This is a genomic window from Pseudomonas sp. VS40 (assembly GCF_018587885.1).
Classification (GTDB): domain Bacteria; phylum Pseudomonadota; class Gammaproteobacteria; order Pseudomonadales; family Pseudomonadaceae; genus Aquipseudomonas; species Aquipseudomonas pergaminensis.
Genome location: NZ_JAGYWD010000004.1, coordinates 45,580 through 65,933 on the forward strand (window position 1 = coordinate 45,580; position 20,354 = coordinate 65,933).

Below are 20,354 nucleotides of genomic sequence, written 5' to 3' on the forward strand. Positions count from 1 at the left end.
CAGTGTAGCGCATTGGCCCGCTGATGGCGCTACGCCCACCGTGGCGAATTTGGCATGAAATAAGCAACACGCAAAGCCCATAAGCCGCCAAAAACAACGGTTCCAGAAGACTGGACCATAATTGAATGTGTTGCGATCGCAATTTCTTGACCTTCTAGTCAGAAAATCATTGACCGAAAAGTCAGACATGACTAGATTCGGCGCAAAGCGGTTAACAACAATAATGAGTCTGCGAGGCCTTCCGTGATCCAGTTTTTACTTAACCAGGAACTCCGTAGCGAGCACGCCCTGAACCCCAACCTGACCGTGCTCAACTATTTGCGCGAGCACGTGGGCAAATCCGGCACCAAGGAAGGCTGCGCCAGCGGCGACTGCGGAGCCTGTACGGTGGTGGTCGGCGAGCTGCATACCGATGCTCAAGGCGCCGAGCAGATCCGTTATCGCAGCCTCAACTCGTGCCTGACCTTTGTGTCGTCGTTGCACGGCAAACAACTGATCAGCGTCGAAGACCTCAAGCACCAGGGCCAACTGCACAGCGTGCAACAGGCCATGGTGGAGTGCCACGGGTCGCAATGCGGCTTTTGCACCCCAGGCTTTGTGATGTCGCTGTTCGCCCTGCAAAAGAACAGCGACGCTCCCGACAGCCAGAAAGCCCATGAAGCCCTGGCCGGCAACCTGTGCCGCTGCACCGGTTATCGCCCGATTCTTGCCGCCGCCGAACAGGCCTGCTGCAACAAGCCCCAGGACCAGTTCGACAGCCGCCAGGCCGAGACCATCGCCCGTCTCAAAGCCATCGCGCCGACCCAAACCGGTGAACTCAACAGTGGCGACAAACGCTGCCTGGTGCCGCTGACCGTCGCCGACCTGGCCGACCTCTATGACGCCTACCCACAAGCCCGCCTGCTGGCGGGCGGCACCGACCTGGCGCTGGAAGTCACCCAGTTCCACCGCACGCTGCCGGTGATGATCTACGTCGGCAACATTGAAGAAATGAAGCGCATCGAAGACTTCGATGACCGCCTGGAAATCGGCGCCGCCGCCGCCCTCTCCGACTGCTACACCGCCTTGCACCACGCCTACCCGGATTTCGGCGAGCTGCTGCACCGCTTCGCTTCCCTGCAGATCCGCAACCAGGGCACCTTGGGCGGCAACATTGGCAACGCCTCGCCGATTGGGGACTCACCGCCGCTGCTGATCGCCCTCGGCGCGCAGATTGTGCTGTGCAAGGGCGAGACACGCCGCACCTTGGCGCTCGAAGACTATTTCATCGACTACCGCGTCACTGCCCGCCAGGACAGCGAGTTCATCGAGAAGATCATCGTGCCGAAAGGCCACACGTTGTTCCGCGCCTACAAAGTCTCCAAGCGCCTGGACGATGATATTTCCGCCGTCTGCGCTGCGTTCAATCTGAAGATCGACAACGGTGTGATCAGCGAGGCCCGCGTGGCGTTCGGCGGCATGGCTGCCACCCCCAAGCGCGCCAAAAGCTGCGAAGCCGCGTTGCTCGGCGCCACCTGGAACAGCGCCACCGTGGAGAAAGCCTGCGCCGCCCTGGCCGAGGATTTCACTCCGCTGTCGGACTTCCGCGCCAGCAAGGAATACCGCCTGCTCAGCGCGCAGAACCTGCTGCGCAAATACTTCATCGAACTGCAAACGCCGCACATCGAGACTCGGGTGACCGCTTATGTCTAACCATCACGCCGTCGTTAAAACCCAGGCCGAACTCGCCGAGCTGTTCGCCCAGGACCTCACCTCCGGGGTCGGTCGCAGCGTCAAGCATGACAGCGCCGCCAAGCACGTATCCGGCGAGGCGCAGTACATCGATGACCGCCTGGAATTCCCCAACCAGTTGCACCTGTATGCGCGCATGTCCGACCGCGCCCACGCCCGCATCATCAGCATCGACACCACGCCTTGCTATGCCTTTGAAGGCGTGCGCATTGTCATCACCCACGAAGACGTGCCGGGGCTGAAAGACATCGGCCCATTGATGCCGGGCGATCCATTGCTGGCGATCGACACCGTGCAGTTTGTCGGCCAGGTCGTACTGGCGGTCGCCGCCCGCGACCTGGAAACCGCACGCAAGGCCGCCATGGCAGCCGTGATCGAATACGAAGACCTGGAACCGGTGCTGGACGTGGTCGAGGCCTTCCGTAAAAAACATTTCGTACTCGACAGCCACACCCACCAGCGCGGCGATTCGGCCGGCGCCTTGGCCACCGCAAAAAACCGCATCCAGGGCACGCTGCATATCGGCGGCCAGGAACACTTTTACCTGGAAACCCAGATTTCCTCGGTAATGCCCACCGAAGACGGCGGCATGATTGTCTACTGCTCCACGCAGAACCCCACCGAAGTGCAGAAGCTGGTGGCCGAAGTGCTGGACGTATCGATGAACAAGATCGTGGTCGACATGCGCCGCATGGGCGGTGGTTTTGGCGGCAAGGAAACCCAGGCGGCCAGCCCCGCATGCCTGTGTGCGGTGGTGGCGCGCCTGACTGGCCAGCCGACCAAGATGCGCCTGCCGCGCGTCGAAGACATGTTGATGACCGGCAAGCGCCACCCCTTCTATATCGAATACGACGTGGGCTTCGACGACACAGGGCGCCTGCACGGTATCAACCTGGAGCTGGCGGGCAACTGCGGCTGTTCGCCGGACCTGTCCAACTCGATTGTCGACCGTGCGATGTTCCACGCCGACAATTCGTATTACCTGGGCGATGCCACGGTCAACGGCCATCGCTGCAAGACCAACACCGCGTCCAACACCGCCTACCGTGGTTTCGGCGGCCCGCAAGGCATGGTTGCCATCGAGGAAGTGATGGACGCCATCGCTCGCCATCTGACGCTGGACCCACTGGCGGTGCGCAAGGCCAACTATTACGGCAAGACCGAGCGCAACGTCACCCACTACTATCAGACCGTCGAGCACAACATGCTCGAAGAGATGACCGCCGAGCTTGAGGCCAGCAGCCAATACGCCGAACGCCGCGAAGCGATTCGCCTGTACAACGCCCACAGCCCGATCCTGAAAAAAGGCCTGGCATTGACCCCGGTGAAGTTCGGCATTTCGTTTACCGCCAGCTTCCTCAACCAGGCCGGTGCACTGATCCATATCTACACCGACGGCAGCATCCACTTGAACCACGGCGGCACCGAAATGGGCCAGGGCCTGAACACCAAGGTCGCGCAAGTGGTGGCCGAGGTGTTCCAGGTGGACATCGACCGTGTACAGATCACCGCCACCAACACGGACAAGGTGCCCAACACCTCGCCAACGGCGGCCTCCAGCGGTGCCGACCTGAACGGCAAGGCTGCGCAGAACGCCGCCGAAACCATCAAGCAACGCCTGGTGGAATTCGCCGCACGCAAATACGACGTGAGTGAAGCGGATGTGGAATTCCACAACGGCCACGTGCGCGTGCGTGACCAGATCCTCACCTTCGAAGCGTTGATCCAACAGGCGTATTTTGCCCAGGTCTCGCTGTCGAGCACCGGCTTCTACAAGACCCCGAAAATCTTCTATGACCGCAGCCAGTCCCGTGGTCGGCCGTTCTACTACTTCGCGTTCGGTGCGGCCTGCTGCGAAGTGATCGTCGACACCCTGACCGGCGAATACAAGATGCTGCGTACCGACATCCTCCACGACGTGGGCGCCTCGCTGAACCCGGCCATCGACATTGGCCAGGTAGAAGGCGGGTTTATCCAGGGTATGGGCTGGCTGACCATGGAAGAGCTGGTGTGGAACAACAAGGGCAAGCTGATGACCAATGGCCCGGCCAGCTACAAGATCCCGGCCGTGGCCGACATGCCGCTGGACCTGCGGGTGAAGCTGGTGGAAAACCGCAAGAACCCGGAAGACACGGTGTTCCATTCCAAGGCCGTGGGCGAACCGCCGTTCATGCTGGGGATTGCTTCGTGGTGCGCGATCAAGGACGCGGTGGCGAGCCTGGGTGACTATCGCCATCAACCCAAGATCGATGCGCCAGCCACGCCGGAGCGGGTGTTGTGGGGTTGCGAACAAATGCGGCAGTTGCAAACCACCCCACCCCCTGTAGGCGCTGGCTTGCCAGCGATGACGGCCTGACAGACACCACAAGAGGTGACTATGAACAACTGGATCAGCGCCCTCGCCGACCTGCAAAACCGGGGTGAACCCTGCGTGCTGGTGACCATCATCGAAGAGCTCGGCTCTACGCCGCGCAATGCCGGTTCGAAGATGGTGATCAGCGCCGCCCAGACCTTCGACACCATCGGCGGCGGGCACCTGGAATACAAGGCGATGCAGATCGCCCGCGACATGCTTGTGCGTGGCCAGCAAAACACCCATCTGGAGCGCTTCAGCCTCGGCGCGAGCCTGGGCCAGTGCTGTGGCGGCGTGACGGTGTTGCTGTTCGAGCCCATGGGCCAGGTGCAGGCACAGATCGCGGTGTTTGGCGCCGGGCATGTCGGCCGTGCGCTGGTGCCGTTGCTGGCGAGCCTGCCGTGCCGGGTGCGCTGGATCGATTCCCGTGACCAGGAGTTTCCGGAACATATCCCCCAGGGCGTGCGTAAAATCGTCAGCGAAGAGCCGGTCGACGAAATTGCCGACTTGCCGGTGGGCAGTTACTGCATCGTCATGACCCACAATCACGCGCTGGACCTGGAACTGACTGCCGCCCTGCTCAAACGCAATGACTTCGCCTACTTCGGCCTGATCGGCTCGAAGACCAAACGCGTCAAGTTCGAACACCGCCTGCGTGACCGTGGCTTCGACACCGCTCAGCTGCAACGCATGCGCTGCCCCATGGGTCTCACCGAGGTGAAGGGCAAGTTGCCGGTGGAGATCGCCATCTCCATCGCCGGGGAAATCATCGCCACCTATAACGCCAATTTCGGCCAGCACACCGCCAGCGCCGAACCTATTGCCAAACTGCTGCCGGCTTCACGTCGCAGCCAAGCCATTTGAATTGAGATCACCATGCCTTTGACTCGCAAAGCCTACCGTGCCGCCCTTCTGCACAGCATCGCCGATCCTGCTGAAGTGGGGATAGAAGCCTCCTACGAATATTTCGAAGACGGCCTGCTGGTGATCGAAAACGGTCAGATCAGTGCCCTTGGCCATGCCAGCGATTTGCTGCCAACCCTGCCCGCCGACATCGAAATCACCCACTACCAGGACGCGCTGATCACGCCCGGCCTGATCGACACCCACATCCACCTGCCGCAAACCGGCATGGTCGGCGCCTATGGCGAGCAGTTGCTCGACTGGCTCAACACCTACACCTTCCCGTGCGAGAGCCAGTTCGCCGACAAGGCCCACGCCGAAGAAGTCGCGGATATTTTCATCAAGGAACTGCTGCGCAATGGCACCACCACCGCGCTGGTGTTTGGCAGCGTGCACCCGCAGTCGGTGAATGCGTTCTTTGAAGCCGCCGAGAAACTCGACCTGCGCATGATCGCCGGCAAGGTGATGATGGACCGCAATGCGCCGGACTACCTGACCGACACCGCCGAATCCGGCTACCAGGAAAGCAAAGCGCTGATCGAACGCTGGCACGGCAAAGGTCGCCTGCACTACGCGGTCACGCCACGTTTTGCACCGACCAGCACACCCGAGCAACTGGCGCTGGCCGGGCAACTGCTGGGCGAATACCCGGACCTGTACATGCAAACGCACATCAGCGAGAACAAGCAGGAAGTCGAGTGGGTGAAGGAGCTGTTTCCGGAGCGCAAGGGCTACCTGGATGTGTACGACCACTACAAACTGCTGGGCGAGCGCTCGGTGTTTGCCCATGGCGTGCACCTGTGTGATGACGAGTGCGCACGGTTGGCAGAGACGGGTTCGGCGGTCGCGTTCTGCCCGACCTCGAACTTCTTCCTAGGCAGCGGCTTGTTCAACCTGCCGATGGCCGAGAAGCACAAGCTGAACGTTGGCCTGGGCACCGACGTAGGCGGCGGCACCAGTTTCTCACTGCTGCAAACCCTGAACGAAGCCTACAAGGTCATGCAGCTGCAGGGGGCGCGGTTGAGCCCGTTCAAGTCGCTGTACCTGGCCACCCTGGGCGGTGCGCGGGCGCTGCGCCTTGAAGACAAGATCGGCACCCTGCAACCGGGTACGGACGCGGACTTCCTGGTGCTGGACTACAACGCCACGCCGCTGCTGAGCTATCGCTTGAAACAGGCGAAGAATATTGCCGAGACGTTGTTTGTGCTGATGACGCTGGGGGATGACCGGACGGTGTTGCAGACGTATGCAGCCGGGCAGCTGGTGCACCAGCGCTAATTTCATCCACACCACAAGACAAAGGTGGGAGCTGGCTTGCCTGCGATGCAGACACCTCGGTCTTTCAGCAAGACGGAGGTGATGCTATCGCAGGCAAGCCAGCTCCCACACTTTTACAGGGCTTACAACTTCACAGACGAGCGCCCCGGCTTCTTGGTCTGCAACAAATGCGAGAACACCGCATGCAAATCATCCGACGCGCTCTCTTCATCGAGGTTGAGCTTGCTGTCGATATGGTCCATGTGATGCATCATCAGGTTCACCGCCAGCGCCGCGTCCCGTGCTTCGATCGCGTCGATCAACTGGGTGTGCTCATCGTAGGAACAGTGCGAGCGGTTGCCGCTTTCGTACTGGGCGATGATCAATGAAGTCTGGGATACCAGGCTGCGCTGGAAGCTGATGAGCGGGGCGTTCTTCGCCGCTTCGGCCAGCTTGAGGTGGAACTCGCCAGAGAGGCGGATGCCCGCACCGCGATCGCCACGGGAGAAGCTGTCGCGCTCATCGTTGACCATCTGGCGCAGTTCGGCCAACTGTTCGGCCGTGGCGTGCTGCACCGCCAATTCAGTGATCGCCCGCTCCACCAGACGCCGCGCGAGGAACACCTGGCGTGCTTCCTCGACGCTTGGGCTGGCCACCACCGCACCGCGATTGGGCCGCAGCAGCACCACGCCTTCATGGGCCAGGCGCGACAGGGCACGGCGAATGATGGTGCGGCTCACGCCAAAGATTTCGCCCAGTGCCTCTTCACTCAACTTGGTACCGGGTGCCAGGCGTTGTTCGAGGATCGCCTCGAAGATATGCGCATAGACGATATCGTCCTGGGTTCCGCTGCGACCAGCCTTGCCGGCACGCGGTTGTTTCTTGAGAGGTTGCAACTGTTCGTTCATGGGCACTCGGGTATGGAGAACGGCGGCGAATTAACGGTAATACGGCAACAGCGTGTCGCTGGCAAGTATCACCTAAAATCAGGGCACATTGTACACAACCCAATGCGCCAACACACTGTACGGCTGTTTGCGCCGTCGGCTGTATTGCAATGAGTCGTTACGTTTAAGTTTAGGCTTGAATCCGTGCCGACAACGGCAAACACCCAGGTAAAAGGAACACCTTCCATGAACGACGCCACCCAAGCGCCAATGCGCCCGCTGGCCGACACGTCTGCGTCGGCCGTTGTCGCCGGCTTCATCGCGATGATGACCGGCTACACCAGCTCCCTGGTCCTGATGTTTCAGGCCGGGCAAGCCGCCGGTTTGACCACGGCGCAGATTTCTTCATGGATCTGGGCGATTTCCATCGGCATGGCGGTGTGCAGCATTGGCCTGTCGCTGCGCTATCGCACCCCCATCACCATTGCCTGGTCGACGCCGGGCGCGGCACTGCTGATCACCAGCCTGGGCGGTGTGAGTTATGGCGAGGCCATCGGTGCCTACATCACCTGCGCCGTCCTTGTGACAATTTGCGGGTTGACCGGCAGCTTTGAAAAACTGGTCAAGCGCATCCCGGCCTCGCTGGCGGCCGCGTTGCTGGCAGGGATTCTGTTCAAGATCGGCAGCGAGATCTTCGTCGCCGCGCAGCATCGCACCGGGCTGGTACTGGGGATGTTCTTCACGTATCTGGTGATCAAGCGCCTGTCGCCGCGTTATGCGGTGCTGGCGGCATTGGTGATCGGCACCGTATTGTCCGGTTTGATGGGGTTGCTGGACTTCAGTGGTTTTCACCTGGAAGTGGCGACGCCGGTGTGGACCACGCCGCACTTCTCGCTGGCTGCCACCATCAGCATCGGCATCCCGCTGTTCGTCGTGGCGATGACATCCCAGAACATGCCCGGCGTCGCCGTGCTCAGGGCCGACGGTTACAACGTACCCGCCTCGCCGCTGATCACCGCCACCGGCCTGGCCTCATTGGTGCTGTCGCCCTTCGGCTCCCACGGCATCAACCTGGCGGCGATCAGCGCGGCCATCTGCACCGGGCCCCATGCTCATGAAGACCGGAACAAACGCTACACCGCCGCCGTGTGGTGCGGAGTGTTCTACGGGATTGCCGGGGTGTTCGGTGCGACCTTGGCGGCGTTGTTCGCAGCCTTGCCCAAGGAACTGGTGCTGTCGATTGCGGCATTGGCACTGTTTGGCTCGATCATCAATGGCCTGAGCATCGCCATGAATGAGCCGAAGGAACGTGAAGCGGCGCTGATCACCTTTATGGTCACGGCGTCTGGCTTGACGCTGTTTTCCATCGGCTCGGCGTTCTGGGGAATTGTGGCGGGGGTGTTGACGCTGCTGATTCTGAATTGGCGCAAGGCATAAAAAAACGGCGACCTTCAGGTCGCCGTTTTTTCAGTATCACTTAGCCGCGTTGATCGGCTTTTCCGGATACCACACGTCCAGCAGCGGGCTGACTTCAGCCTTGGTCAGCTCGGAACGGGTTTTCAGCCAGGCTTCAACAGCAGCACGCTGCTCTTCGGAGACCGAGCCGCGCTTCTGCAGGCAAACCAGACCGTAGTCATCGCCGCCGACATAGCCCAGACCGTTGGCTTCCATGGCTTCTTTGATGAATGCTTCGAGGAAAGCGTCGATAGCTTCTTCACTCAGGCCTTCTTTGAAGTCCAGGTTCAGTTCGAAACCCAGCTCTTGAAATTCATCAACGCACAGTTTTTTGCGCAGACGCTGGGAACGGTTAGTCGCCATTGGAACAATCCTCATAAGTAATAACGGGCGGCACTTTAGCAGTTTAAGGCGGCAATTGCCCGACTCTCTGGGACAGGCGGCACAATGGCGCTAAAAAAAACGCGCAATACCAGCTATCGTTCAGCTACAAGTGGATCAACCTTGGGGCATAATGCCGACACTTTCATGACTATTGAGGGATTTTTCTTATTTACCCCTCGCCTTTTTCACCCTCCTCAGCAGTAGGGTTTTACTTCTTATGATCAAATCTTTGCGTTCCGTCTTGCTCGCCGGTCTTCTCCTTCCGCTGGCCTTTTCCACCTCCGCTGCCCCCGTCAACAATACCCTGCCACCGAATGTTCAGCAGGCACTCGCCAAAGCCAAGCTGCAAAACACCGCGCTGTCCCTGGTGATGATTCCCCTGAACGGCCCCGGTACACCGACCGTTTTCAACGCCGATGTCTCAGTGAACCCGGCCTCGACCATGAAGCTGGTCACCACCTATGCGGCCCTGGAAATACTCGGCCCCAACCACCAGTGGAAAACCGAGTTCTACACCGACGGCACCCTCAGCGCAGGCGTGTTGCACGGCAACCTGTACCTCAAGGGCGGCGGCGACCCCAAGCTGAACATGGAAAAACTCTGGCTGCTGATGCGCGACCTGCGCGCCAACGGTGTGCAGCAAGTCACCGGCGACCTGGTGCTGGACCGCAGTTTCTTCAACCAACCGGTGTTGCCGGAATTCAACGACGATGGCAACGACGAGAACAAGCCCTTCCTGGTCAAGCCGGACGCGCTGCTGGTCAACCTCAAGGCGCTGCGTTTCGTCACCCGCAATGACTCCGGCCGGGTGCTGGTGTCGGTCGAGCCGCCGATTGCGAGCATCCGCATCGACAATCAGGTCAAGGTGTCCAACGCCAAGCAGTGCACTGGCGATGTGCGCTATAACCCGGTGACCGCCGCCGATGGCAGCGTGACAGTGACGGTCAGCGGCCAGTTGGCCGATGGCTGCAGCTCGCAGACTTATCTGTCCTTGCTCGATCACGCCACCTACACCGCCGGCGCCGTGCGGGCGATCTGGCAAGAACTGGGCGGTACCATCCAGGGCCGTGACATCCAGGCACCCGTGCCCAAGGATGCCAAGGTGCTGGCCCGGGCGTTCTCACCGGACCTGGCGGAAATCATCCGCGACATCAACAAATACAGTAACAACACCATGGCCCAGCAACTGTTCCTGAGCCTGGGCGCGCAGTTCCGCAACGATGCCGACGGCGATGATGCCAAGGCGGCGCAACGTGTGGTGCGCCAGTGGCTGGCGAAAAAAGGCATTACCGCGCCGCACCTGGTGATGGAAAACGGCTCCGGCCTGTCGCGTGCCGAACGCGTCAGCGCCCGTGAAATGGCGGCCATGCTGCAAGCCGCATGGAAAAGCCCTTACGCCGCCGAATACATCAGCTCGATGCCGATCGCCGGCACCGACGGCACCATGCGCAAACGCCTGAAGACCACTGCCATGCGCGGCGAAGCCCACGTCAAGACCGGCACCTTGAACACCGTACGCGCCATCGCCGGGTTCAGCCGCGACAACAACGGCAATACCTGGGCCGTGGTGGCAATCCTCAACGATCCGAAGCCATGGGGTGCTTCGTCGGTGCTGGATCAGGTGCTGCTGGACTTGTATCGTCAGCCGAAGGCAGTGGCGGCTGCTCCCGTCCTCTGAATCTGTACCCTGTAGGAGCCGGCTTGCCGGCGATGACGTCCGAAAGAGCACCACTGAACATTCGGTCCTCATCGCCGGCAAGCCAGCTCCTACGGGGTTGATCAGGCACGCAGTCTTTCGGCCTCCACCCGGTCCCTGCCCGCCTGCTTGGCCACGTACACCGCCGAGTCAGCGCGCAGCAACAGCCCGTCGACGTCTTCATCTACGCGCCAACTGGCCACGCCAAAGCTGGCGGTGACTACGCCGACCGGCTCCATCGGCGCACTGCGCAGCGACTCCCACAATTCCATCGCCAGGCGGTAGGCCTGATCGCCATCAGTGTGGGGGCACAGCACCATGAATTCCTCACCGCCCAGGCGGCAGAACACATCGGTACGGCGCAGGCGCTGGCTGATGCGTTTGCAGAGCTCCTGCAACACCCCATCGCCCACCGCATGCCCATGCTGGTCGTTGATACGCTTGAAGTGATCGATATCAAGCATGATCACCGACAAAGCCCCCGAGGTGCGGTTGAGCCGCACCATCTCGGCCTTGAGACGATCCTGGAAGTAGCGGCGGTTGTGGATCCCGGTCAGTGCATCGGTGATCGAGAGTGCACGCAGCTCCTCTTCCACCCGCTTGAGATCGGAAATATCCGACACGTAGCCATGCCACAACGTGCCGCCCGCGGGTAACTCTTCCGGCGTCGCCTCGCCACGAATCCAGCGCAGGCCCCGTTGTGGCAACAGCACGCGGTATTCCTCGCGCCAATGGCTCAACTGCAACGCCGACAAGCGAATCGAGGCGCGCACCCGCTCCGCGTCCAGCGGGTGGATACGCTCGAAGACCTTCTTTGCATCCTGCTGCAGCACGCCGGGCTCGATTTCATAGATATCGCGCATGCCGTCGCTGGCGTAGATGAATTTCCAGTTGTCCCGGGGCTCCAGGGTGAACTGGAAGATCCCTCCGGGCACGTGGGCGCTGAGTTTCTTGAGCAGGCGGTCCCGGGCTGCCAGGGCCTCGTAGGCACGCTTTTGTTCGGTGACGTCCAGGTAGATCGCCAGGTGGCCGATCCACAGTCCATGGTCGTCCAGCAACACCGTGGCCAGCATGTTCACGGTCAGTTGGCTGCCGTCCTCGCGAACCAGGGTCCACTCACGGGCTTCATGCAGGGTGTCAGGGCTTTCAACCAGCATGGCCTGGCTCGCCGGGATGCGCTTGCCCAAGGCCACGCTCAGGCTGGCGGAGCGGGCTTCCAGTTCCGGCGCCAGGTGCAGGCTTTCCAGGGTGTGGGTGCCCACTACCTGCTCGGCCCTGAAACCCAGCATCTGCTCGGCACCGGCGTTGAAGGTGTTGATGACACCCCGCAGGTCGGTGGCGATGATCGCGACCTGGGTCGCGGCATTCAGCACGCTGCGCAATTGGCCATGAGCGCCGCGCAATTCCTGCTCGCGCAGACGCAATTGCGCCGTGCGCTGCTCAACCAGTTTCAACGCACGTTGGCGCTGGCTCACCAGCACATAGAGCAAGGCGCTGAGCAACAGGCTGAGCAGGCCACCCATGGTCAAGACCGTGGACAGCGAAGAGTGGTTGGCCTGGTCGAACACCTGGCTTGGGCGCAATTTCAGCGCATAAACACGGTCACCCAACGTGAGGCGGCGCGCGCCGACAAGGTCACTGCTGCCCACCTCGTTGCTGGATTCGAAAAGCACGCGATTCTGCAGGTCAGAGGTGTCGACAATCTGCATCACCAGGTTGTCCCGGTCCGGCTTGGGCAAACCATCGGCCACCAACTGGCGCATGCTGATCACCGCCATCACATAACCATAGGGCTCATTCTGGGACTGCTCGGAAGTGGGCTGATGGCTCACCGGCGCGACCAATAGCACCCCGGTGGCATAGGCCGGCTCTACCCCGACCAATTGCATCGGCTGGGAGACCGCGAACTTACCGGTGCTCTGCGCGCGCTCAAGCGCTGAACGCCGCAGCGGCTGGGCCAACAGATCGAAGCCCAGCGGTGCGCCCAGCAGGCTCTGGGTCTGGCTGTACAGCACCGGCACGTATTCATCGCGCTCGGGCGCTGGGGCCAACTCGCCGGCCGAATTCAGCTCACGGATAACAAAGGGAGTGCCGCGCTGTTCGGCCACCGCTTGTTCAAACTGGCTGCGCTGCTCGCGGTACACCCGTGGCGCCCAGGAATAAGCGCGGGCGCGCAACAACAAGGGCTGGGCAAAGCCGTCGAACTCCTCGCGGGACACCTCATCGGAATTGACGAAGAAACGCCGCAAGCTGTTCAGGCGCTGCTCCTGGTCTTCGAAGCGTTCCTGCAGGCGGGTATAACGCTCGTTGACCAACAACTGGAAGCGTTGGCGCACCTGTTGCTGATAGAGGTCGGAGGCTGCCCATGCAACGATTGCCGTCAAGGCAAAACCTGCCAGTAACACCACCAATGCCACCAGCCAAGCCGACGCCTGCTCACTGATAAAGCCTAGGATTTTCGGGCGAACAGCTTGCAACGGCATAGGCAACACTCACAACGCCAGCGTGCGGGGGGTGTCACTTTGGCTAGGCCTTAAGTTATAGCCACGGGCCTTGAATTTGACCAGCGCAAAAAAGCCGCAAGCCCGGAATAATCCAGGCTTGCGGCTCTTTTAGTGGCAGCGATCAGCGCGCGGTGATTTTCCACGCCCGGTGGATCTTCGCATTACGCGCGAAATCCGGGTCGATGGTCTTGTCGCTGATTTCCTCGACCACATAGCGCTCGCTGAGGTTGTCCTCCAGCGCGAACTTGCGGAAGTTGTTCGAGAAGTACAACACGCCGCCCGGCGCCAGGCGCGCCATGGCCAGGTCGAGCAACTGCACGTGGTCGCGCTGCACGTCGAAGATGCCTTCCATGCGCTTGGAGTTGGAGAAGGTCGGCGGGTCAATGAAGATCAGGTCGAACTCATCGCGGCTGGCCTCCAGCCACGCCATCACATCACCCTGCTCCAGACGGTTCTTGTCAGAGAAACCGTTGAGGGAGAAGTTGCGACGCGCCCAGTCCAGATAGGTCTTGGACAGGTCGACACTGGTGGTGCTGCGCGCGCCGCCCTTGGCCGCGTGCACACTGGCGGTGGCGGTGTAGCAATACAGGTTGAGGAAGCGCTTGCCGGCGGCCTCCTTCTGGATACGCAGGCGCATCGGACGGTGGTCGAGGAACAGGCCGGTGTCCAGGTAGTCGGTGAGGTTGACCAGCAGCTTCACGCCGCCTTCGCTGACTTCGGTGAACTTGCCCTGGGCGCTCTGGCGCTCGTACTGCTTGGTGCCGCTCTGACGCTCGCGACGCTTGACTACCACGCGGCTCTTGTCGATGTTCAGCGCCTGTGGAATGGCTGCCAGCGCATCGAACATACGCGCGGAGGCTTTTTCCGGGTCGATGGACTTCGGCGCAGCGTACTCCTGCACGTGGACCCAGTCGTGGTACAGGTCGATGGCCATGGAGTATTCCGGCATGTCGGCATCGTACACGCGGTAGCAATCCACGCCTTCGCGCTTGGCCCACTTGCCCAGCAGCTTGAGGTTCTTCTGCAGGCGGTTGGCAAACATCTGCCCGCCTTCGCTCAAGCGCGCCTGCTCGACCACAGGGGCCGGGGCGGGTTTGATCGGGTTACCGTTCTTGTTGTACTGACGCTCTTGCGGCTCGGCCGGGGCTTGATCGTAAGCGGCTTGCTCACGCTCGGCCTGGCGCTGTTCGGGGGTACGACGCTCGCCGGTAACGAACTGATCCGGGTTGACCTTGATCAGCAGCAACTTGCACGGCAACGCGCCGTTCCAGAACGAATACTGCTTGTGGCTGCGGATGCCCATGCGCTTGCCCAGGTCCGGCGCGCCGGTAAACACCGCCGCCTCCCAGCCCATGCACGCCTGGCGCAGACGCTCGCCGAGGTTCTGGTAGAGGTACAACAGGCTGGCTTCGTCACCCAGGCGCTCGCCGTACGGCGGGTTGCAGATGACCAGGCCTTTCTGATTCTGGTCCGGACGCGGCTCGAAGGTGCCGACTTCGCCCTGGTACACCTTGATCCAGTGGCTCAAGCCGGCACGTTCGATGTTGTTGCGTGCGGGTTGGATCAGGCGTGGGTCAGCTTCGTAGCCACGGATCCACAGCGGCGGCTTGTTCATGCCAATGGCGGCACGTTCAGCAGCCTCGGCGTGCAGTTTCTTCCACAGCGCCGGGACGTGACCGAGCCAGGTGGTAAACCCCCACAGTTCGCGATTCAGGTTCGGCGCCATGTCGGCGGCGATCATCGCGCCTTCGACCAGGAAGGTGCCCACACCGCACATCGGGTCACTCAGCGCACCGCCCTCAGCGGCGATACGTGGCCAACCGGAACGGATCAGGATCGCGGCCGCCAGGTTTTCCTTCAACGGTGCCGCGCCCTGCTGCAGGCGATAACCGCGCTGGTGCAGGCTGTGGCCGGACAGGTCGAGGGACAGGATGGCTTCGCCACGGTCCAGGCGCAGGTGAATGCGCAGGTCCGGGTTGATCTTGTCGATGGATGGGCGTTCGCCGGTCGGGGTGCGCAGTTTGTCGACGATTGCGTCCTTGACCTTCAGCGCGCCGAAGTGGGTGTTGTCGATGCCCGAGCCGTGGCCGCTGAACTCAACGGCCAGGCTGCCGTCGGGCACCATGTGGTCTGCCCACTCGATATCCAATACACCGTGGTAGAGGTCTTCGGCGTCCTTCATCGGGAAACGCTTGAGTACCAACAGCACGCGGTTGGCCAGGCGCGACCAGAGGCACAGGCGGTAGGCGGTTTCCATGTCGGCCATGCCGCGCACGGCCGAGGTGTGCTCGCGGGCTTCCTCAAGGCCAAGCCCGACGGCTTCCTCGATCAGCAGGCCTTCGAGGCCCTTGGGGCAGGTGAGGAAGAGTTCAAAACGGTCCGACATGGGGCATTCCAGGCTTTTCAGCAATAAATGAACGAGCGACGCATCGCCGGTTCGGTTTTCAATCAAGCACTTTTCTTGAAGAGTGCTCGCGTGGCACGAATGTGCCGTCCCACCCCGTCTAATGAGCCCGTGGGCCTTGATTGACGGGGCAGATAAAGAATTTGCAGCAACAAAAAGAAATATCTCGACCCTTCGTCGAATAATAACCGACTGCAACGGGCGGACATTCTCACTAAAGGATTAAACCCATCCTCTTTGCAGGGTGCATCATAGCTGGCTTTGCCCAATAAATGGGGCTAAAAGCCATCCCAGCTTATGGCTATAGCATCGTTATCGTTACGTGCTTATGACAAAACGATCATTGAATCCATGTGACCTATTGGTTAGAACTCAACACAGGTTGGCGCCGTAACGACGCCGACACATTGGCTCGCCACGCCGGCAGCGAGCCCACCAACGGCAGAAAAACTCTGCCCGGCCTCGGACGAGGCCGAAGGATATCAAGACAGTCAACAAGTGAGGGAAACACCCTATGAGAAGACTTAAGCGTGATCCGTTGGAAAGAGCATTTTTACGCGGATATCAATATGGCGTTCATGGCAAATCCCGTGAGCTTTGCCCATTTACTCTACCGTCGGTGCGCCAAGCCTGGATCAACGGCTGGCGAGAAGGACGCGGCGACAACTGGGACGGTATGACTGGCACTGCGGGCATCCACAGACTCAACGAACTTCACGCCGTCGGCTAATCAAGGGCTTTTAATTCCGACACCACCTTTGAATTTGTAACGACTTACCATGCACGCCCCATCCGGGCGGCGGGCTTCGGCCCAGGGGGCTCCTTTTGAGGAGCCCTTTTTATTGCCTGGGCGATGGCGCCTTCGCAATGGCGATTGATCTTTCGGACGCCATCACCGGCACGCCAGCGCCTACCGTTTCGGCAGTGCGGCGATTGCATCCACCGACTGGCGAATCAGCGCCGGCCCCTTGTAGATGAAGCCGGAGTACAACTGCACCAGGCTGGCACCCGCAGCAATCTTCTCGGCGGCATGCTTGCCTTCGGTGATACCACCCACCGCGATGATCGGCAAACGCCCGGCCAGTTCGGCAGCCAGCACCTTGACGATGTGGGTACTCTTGTCGCGCACCGGCGCACCCGACAGGCCGCCTGCTTCGTCGCCATGGGACAAGCCTTCGACGCCTGCGCGGCTGAGGGTAGTGTTGGTTGCGATCACCGCGTCCATACCCGAATCCACCAGGGCCTGGGCCACCAGCACGGTTTCTTCGTCGCTCATGTCCGGGGCAATCTTGATCGCCAACGGCACGCGCTTGCCATGACGCACGGCCAGGTCTTCCTGGCGCTGGCGCAAGGCTTCGAGCAGTTGCTTGAGGGAGTCGCCAAACTGCAGGCTGCGCAGGCCCGGGGTGTTGGGCGAGCTGACGTTGACCGTGACATAGCTGGCGTGGGCGTAGACCTTGTCCAGGCAGATCAGGTAGTCATCCACCGCACGCTCAACTGGCGTGTCGAAGTTCTTGCCGATGTTGATACCCAGGATGCCCTTGTACTTCGCGGCTTGAACCCGCGACAGCAAGTGATCGACGCCCAGGTTGTTGAAGCCCATGCGGTTGATGATCGCCTCGGCTTCCGGCAGGCGAAAAATACGCGGCTTGGGGTTGCCTGGCTGTGGGCGTGGGGTCACGGTGCCAATTTCGACAAAGCCGAAACCCAACTGTGCGAAACCATCGATGGCCGCGCCGTTCTTATCGAGGCCCGCCGCCAGCCCGACCGGGTTGGGGAAATCGAGCCCCATCACCGAGACCGGCATTTTTGCCGGTGCCTTGCATACCAGGCCATTGAGCCCCAGGCGGCCACCGGCACCGATCAGGTCCAGGGACAGATCGTGGGAGGTTTCCGGGGAGAGTTTGAACAACAGCTGGCGGGCCAGGGTATACATGGGCGGGCTAGACTCGGATGGCGGCGAAAGGTGGCGGCGATTATAGCCGGGGTCACGGGTAGCGCGCGAGGCGTGAACCTCAATCATCAGTAGCGATGCGCTACCAACTGCTCGTAATACGCCCAGATTTTCTCGGCATACTGCCTGCGCAACGCCTCACGCTCTGGACCGGAACCCGGGCCTGCGTTGTAGGCACCCACCGCCGTCCAGTTGTAGCCAAAGCGCTGGATGAATTCGGCGAGAATCGACGCGCCCACCTCAACCGACAGGCAGGGCTCATTGAGCAACCGATCCTCGGTTATGCCTTGCTTGAGCAAGCGTGGCAAGTGGATGCTGTTGATCTGCATCAGGCCGATATCTCGGGTGCCATTGCGGTTGGTGTGATTCATCGCCTGCGCACGGAAGCCCGATTCCACGGCGGCGATCGCTTGCAGCAACTCGGGCTCGATATTGTGTTGGCTGGCAGCCTGCTCCCAGCAAAATGCCATGACGTGATTGCTGGCCATCGCCACGCTCAACACCAGGGCCTTGCTCCAGAACCTAGCCATGCTTCACCAAGCCCTGTTTCACCGAGCCGTGGCTGACCTGGCCGCAGGACGAGCACACATGTTCCATACGATCCAGCGCCTGGCCCTCGCTTCGCACCGGGCAGGTAAAGCGGTAGCCTCGACCGTAGATCGTCTTGATAAACCCCTTGTCGGCTCCCAGGTACTTGCGCAGCGAGTAAATACAGCGAGTCAGCGACTCCTCGGCAACTTCCCCCTGGGGCCAGGCCTGCTCCAGCAGCCGATCCTTGGTCATCAACACGCCGCCAGACACCAACAGCAGCCGCAACACCTGCCACTCTTTGGGCGGTAGCTGAACGTCAGTCCCCGCCCCCGTCAGCCGACCATCGCCATGCAGGGCCCAGCACGCAAAAAACAGGGGAGTCGTCGTCCCTCCCTCACTCACCCTAGCCATTATTACCTCGGCATCCGACTACTGACATTGAAGTCCTCATTTTCATTACTGGCTCAGGTATCCATGCCACGACTATAAGAACCTGCCTCACGACTCACCCTAGGAAAAAGCCCATACCTCCACCGGTTTTGGACACGCACATGTAGGACGCTTCACTACCCACCCTCGCCTGGCAGCCAGGCCTCATACACCTCATGCAACTCAACCCCTAGCCGGTCCTCCAATTGCACCAACTCGCCCAAGGCCATCAAGTGCCCATTAACCCGAACCTCCACGCAGTGAATGACCTGCGGCGCCAACGGTAAGACCTTCCCTGGGGCAAAGGCCGCCAGGCGCCTGCGGCTGATCAGTTGTTCCTGTAGAAGTATTTCCAGATGCATGGGTTAAAACCTTGTTCACTGTGAGACATCGCGCTCCTGCCGAACAAATGCACGCCGGACACGCTCGTATTGCGTAGCCGTCAACGGCGGTGGCCCTACGCCCCCGAACGCCTGATTCAACTCACTGCCCACCGCCTTTGCCTGGATCACGAACAGCCGCACCTGCGTCGAGCCCCCCGTCCGCTCTCGATGAAAGGCGCCCAGCCATAGCCGTCTGCCCTGGGGTAAGCGCACCACACTGTTGACGTTCATCTGCCCCACCGCCGTGTTTTTTTCCCGTCGCCCCGCCTCACTCACTTGGCGCCCCTCTTCAACCTCAAGGCGCATCTCGATCTGGTTAGCCTCGACAAATCGCGGTAATACGCTGACCTCGGTGCCATAGCGCACAGGTTTCCAATCAGTCCGGTCACTGCCAGGAGTGGGCAGATAGAACGTGTGGTTGTCCTGAAACACCGCAGGCACATTCTCCTGAGTAAGAATTACCGGCAACGTCGCCACCTTCGCTCGCCGTCGACGCTCCAATGCGCCGATCTTGGCCATCAGTTGGCTATCCTCCAGTGGCTCCAGGACTCGCGTGGACGACGCGTTGGTTTCCCCATCCCCTTCCAGGCCCAGCTTCTTCAGTTCAGCGCGCTCCACATCCACCAGCCACAGCGAGACTTCGATGGGACGCTTGGGTATGTCGAGTTCCGCTACCAGTTTCTGGATGAAACCCACCTGCGCCGACGTGCCCTTGATCAGCAGGCTGTTGCTGTCCGCGTAGGCGATCACGCCCACACGCTTGTCGGCCAACATGCCCTTGTGCTCGCTGGCCAGCAGGGTCTCAACCATCGACGCCATCCCCGGTACGGTGACCGGTTTGTCGCGCGTGCCGTACTCGCGGTCAGCTACATCGGTGTTGAACACTTGCATGACGGCAAAGGCCTGCTTGCCCACCCGCAGGTCGGCTCTTTGCCGGTCCATCAATTGGGCCAGGCGCAGTACCTGGTCGACATAATTGGGTGGCCCCGACACATAAAATGTTCGCCCCCCACTTTCGCGCAAGGGATGGCGAGACTCATCGATGCCCGAGCGGCGCATGAGGCTGCGCAGTCGATCGACGGATATATGCCGCAAGGTCACCGCCGAGCTCTTTGCCTCGTCAGCGTCATAGACATAGAGCGCTTGCCCGTCGCCGTACCAGATCAGCCCCTGTTGCCGCGCAAGATGCTCCAGGGCCTGTTGCGGTGCAGCAAAATCCAGCGTGGCGCTAAGGCGTTTACGGGCCACCGCCTGGCTGACAACGATGGGCAAGCCCAGTGGCTCCGAGAGCGCGGTAAATACGGTATGCAGGCTTTCGTCCTGTGCGGGATAGGGCTTGCCCGAGGCAAGCGCACCTGTCGACAGCAGCGCGGCAAATAGCGCGGCGAACCATAACCACCGGCAAAACCGGCGGCGGGGCATCGTTGCAGGTACGTCGGCATACACCGTGGGGTTTCCTGGGCGGTCTGGCATTGAAAGTGTC

At 61.0% G+C, this 20,354-nt stretch carries 16 protein-coding genes; 7 read left to right on the forward strand and 9 right to left on the reverse strand.

Annotated features, from left to right (window positions below; translation table 11 throughout):
- Nucleotides 1–243: 243 nt before the first annotated feature.
- From xdhA to guaD, 4 genes are read left to right on the forward strand one after another with little or no spacing between them, the layout of a single operon-like run.
- Nucleotides 244–1,692 carry a xanthine dehydrogenase small subunit gene (xdhA, locus tag KHP07_RS12935; RefSeq protein WP_214497303.1) on the forward strand — a complete coding sequence of 483 codons (1,449 nt, stop codon included), beginning with the start codon at nucleotides 244–246 and terminating at the stop codon, nucleotides 1,690–1,692.
- Complete coding sequence (xdhB, locus tag KHP07_RS12940) at nucleotides 1,685–4,087, forward strand: xanthine dehydrogenase molybdopterin binding subunit (protein WP_214497304.1); 2,403 nt, start codon at nucleotides 1,685–1,687, stop codon at nucleotides 4,085–4,087. The genes xdhA and xdhB overlap by 8 nt, the downstream gene beginning before the upstream one ends.
- 21 nt (nucleotides 4,088–4,108) lie before the next feature.
- Entirely contained in the window at nucleotides 4,109–4,948 is an 840-nt protein-coding gene (gene xdhC, locus KHP07_RS12945; RefSeq protein ID WP_101272467.1) for a xanthine dehydrogenase accessory protein XdhC, read from the forward strand.
- A 12-nt stretch (nucleotides 4,949–4,960) separates the two neighbouring features.
- Entirely contained in the window at nucleotides 4,961–6,265 is a 1,305-nt protein-coding gene (gene guaD / locus KHP07_RS12950; protein WP_099493600.1) for a guanine deaminase, read from the forward strand.
- A 122-nt stretch (nucleotides 6,266–6,387) separates the two neighbouring features.
- Here the strand turns inward: guaD and KHP07_RS12955 are convergent, their stop codons facing one another.
- Complete coding sequence (locus KHP07_RS12955) at nucleotides 6,388–7,152, reverse strand: GntR family transcriptional regulator (RefSeq protein WP_003175499.1); 765 nt, start codon at nucleotides 7,150–7,152, stop codon at nucleotides 6,388–6,390.
- Between the two features lie 225 nt (nucleotides 7,153–7,377).
- Between KHP07_RS12955 and KHP07_RS12960 the strand changes: the two genes are divergently transcribed.
- Complete coding sequence (locus KHP07_RS12960) at nucleotides 7,378–8,568, forward strand: benzoate/H(+) symporter BenE family transporter (protein WP_099493601.1); 1,191 nt, start codon at nucleotides 7,378–7,380, stop codon at nucleotides 8,566–8,568.
- A 36-nt stretch (nucleotides 8,569–8,604) separates the two neighbouring features.
- On the opposite strand, the gene KHP07_RS12965 is transcribed toward KHP07_RS12960, so the two are convergent.
- Nucleotides 8,605–8,949 (reverse strand): YggL family protein, encoded by a 345-nt coding sequence (locus tag KHP07_RS12965; RefSeq protein ID WP_010208515.1) that lies wholly within the window; start codon nucleotides 8,947–8,949, stop codon nucleotides 8,605–8,607.
- Nucleotides 8,950–9,187: 238 nt separating this feature from the next.
- On the opposite strand from KHP07_RS12965, the gene dacB reads away from it, so the two are divergent.
- Nucleotides 9,188–10,648 carry a D-alanyl-D-alanine carboxypeptidase/D-alanyl-D-alanine endopeptidase gene (dacB, locus tag KHP07_RS12970; protein WP_214497305.1) on the forward strand — a complete coding sequence of 487 codons (1,461 nt, stop codon included), beginning with the start codon at nucleotides 9,188–9,190 and terminating at the stop codon, nucleotides 10,646–10,648.
- Nucleotides 10,649–10,749: 101 nt separating this feature from the next.
- Here the strand turns inward: dacB and KHP07_RS12975 are convergent, their stop codons facing one another.
- Nucleotides 10,750–13,149, reverse strand: a complete 2,400-nt coding sequence (locus KHP07_RS12975) for a sensor domain-containing diguanylate cyclase (RefSeq protein ID WP_214497306.1) — start codon at nucleotides 13,147–13,149, stop codon at nucleotides 10,750–10,752.
- 142 nt (nucleotides 13,150–13,291) lie between these two features.
- A complete protein-coding gene (rlmKL, locus tag KHP07_RS12980; protein ID WP_078049740.1) occupies nucleotides 13,292–15,556 on the reverse strand; it encodes a bifunctional 23S rRNA (guanine(2069)-N(7))-methyltransferase RlmK/23S rRNA (guanine(2445)-N(2))-methyltransferase RlmL in 2,265 nt (754 codons plus the stop codon).
- 532 nt (nucleotides 15,557–16,088) lie between these two features.
- Here rlmKL and rmf point away from each other — a divergent pair.
- On the forward strand, nucleotides 16,089–16,304 hold the full coding sequence (gene rmf / locus KHP07_RS12985; RefSeq protein WP_002553055.1) for a ribosome modulation factor: 216 nt from the start codon (nucleotides 16,089–16,091) through the stop codon (nucleotides 16,302–16,304).
- 180 nt (nucleotides 16,305–16,484) lie between these two features.
- Here rmf and KHP07_RS12990 read toward each other — a convergent pair whose 3' ends face one another.
- The 5 genes from KHP07_RS12990 to sctC form a co-directional block, all read right to left on the reverse strand.
- The gene (locus KHP07_RS12990; protein WP_099493604.1) at nucleotides 16,485–17,510 is read right to left on the reverse strand and encodes a quinone-dependent dihydroorotate dehydrogenase; all 1,026 of its coding nucleotides are present in this window, start codon (nucleotides 17,508–17,510) and stop codon (nucleotides 16,485–16,487) included.
- 86 nt (nucleotides 17,511–17,596) lie between these two features.
- Complete coding sequence (locus KHP07_RS12995) at nucleotides 17,597–18,058, reverse strand: transglycosylase SLT domain-containing protein (protein ID WP_100492335.1); 462 nt, start codon at nucleotides 18,056–18,058, stop codon at nucleotides 17,597–17,599.
- The gene (locus KHP07_RS13000; RefSeq protein ID WP_078049743.1) at nucleotides 18,051–18,470 is read right to left on the reverse strand and encodes a winged helix-turn-helix domain-containing protein; all 420 of its coding nucleotides are present in this window, start codon (nucleotides 18,468–18,470) and stop codon (nucleotides 18,051–18,053) included. Before KHP07_RS13000 ends, KHP07_RS12995 begins: the two co-directional genes overlap by 8 nt.
- A gap of 155 nt (nucleotides 18,471–18,625) precedes the next feature.
- A complete protein-coding gene (locus KHP07_RS13005; RefSeq protein ID WP_099493606.1) occupies nucleotides 18,626–18,850 on the reverse strand; it encodes a FliM/FliN family flagellar motor switch protein in 225 nt (74 codons plus the stop codon).
- 15 nt (nucleotides 18,851–18,865) lie between these two features.
- The gene (gene sctC, locus KHP07_RS13010) at nucleotides 18,866–20,293 is read right to left on the reverse strand and encodes a type III secretion system outer membrane ring subunit SctC (protein ID WP_214497474.1); all 1,428 of its coding nucleotides are present in this window, start codon (nucleotides 20,291–20,293) and stop codon (nucleotides 18,866–18,868) included.
- Nucleotides 20,294–20,354 lie beyond the last annotated feature (61 nt).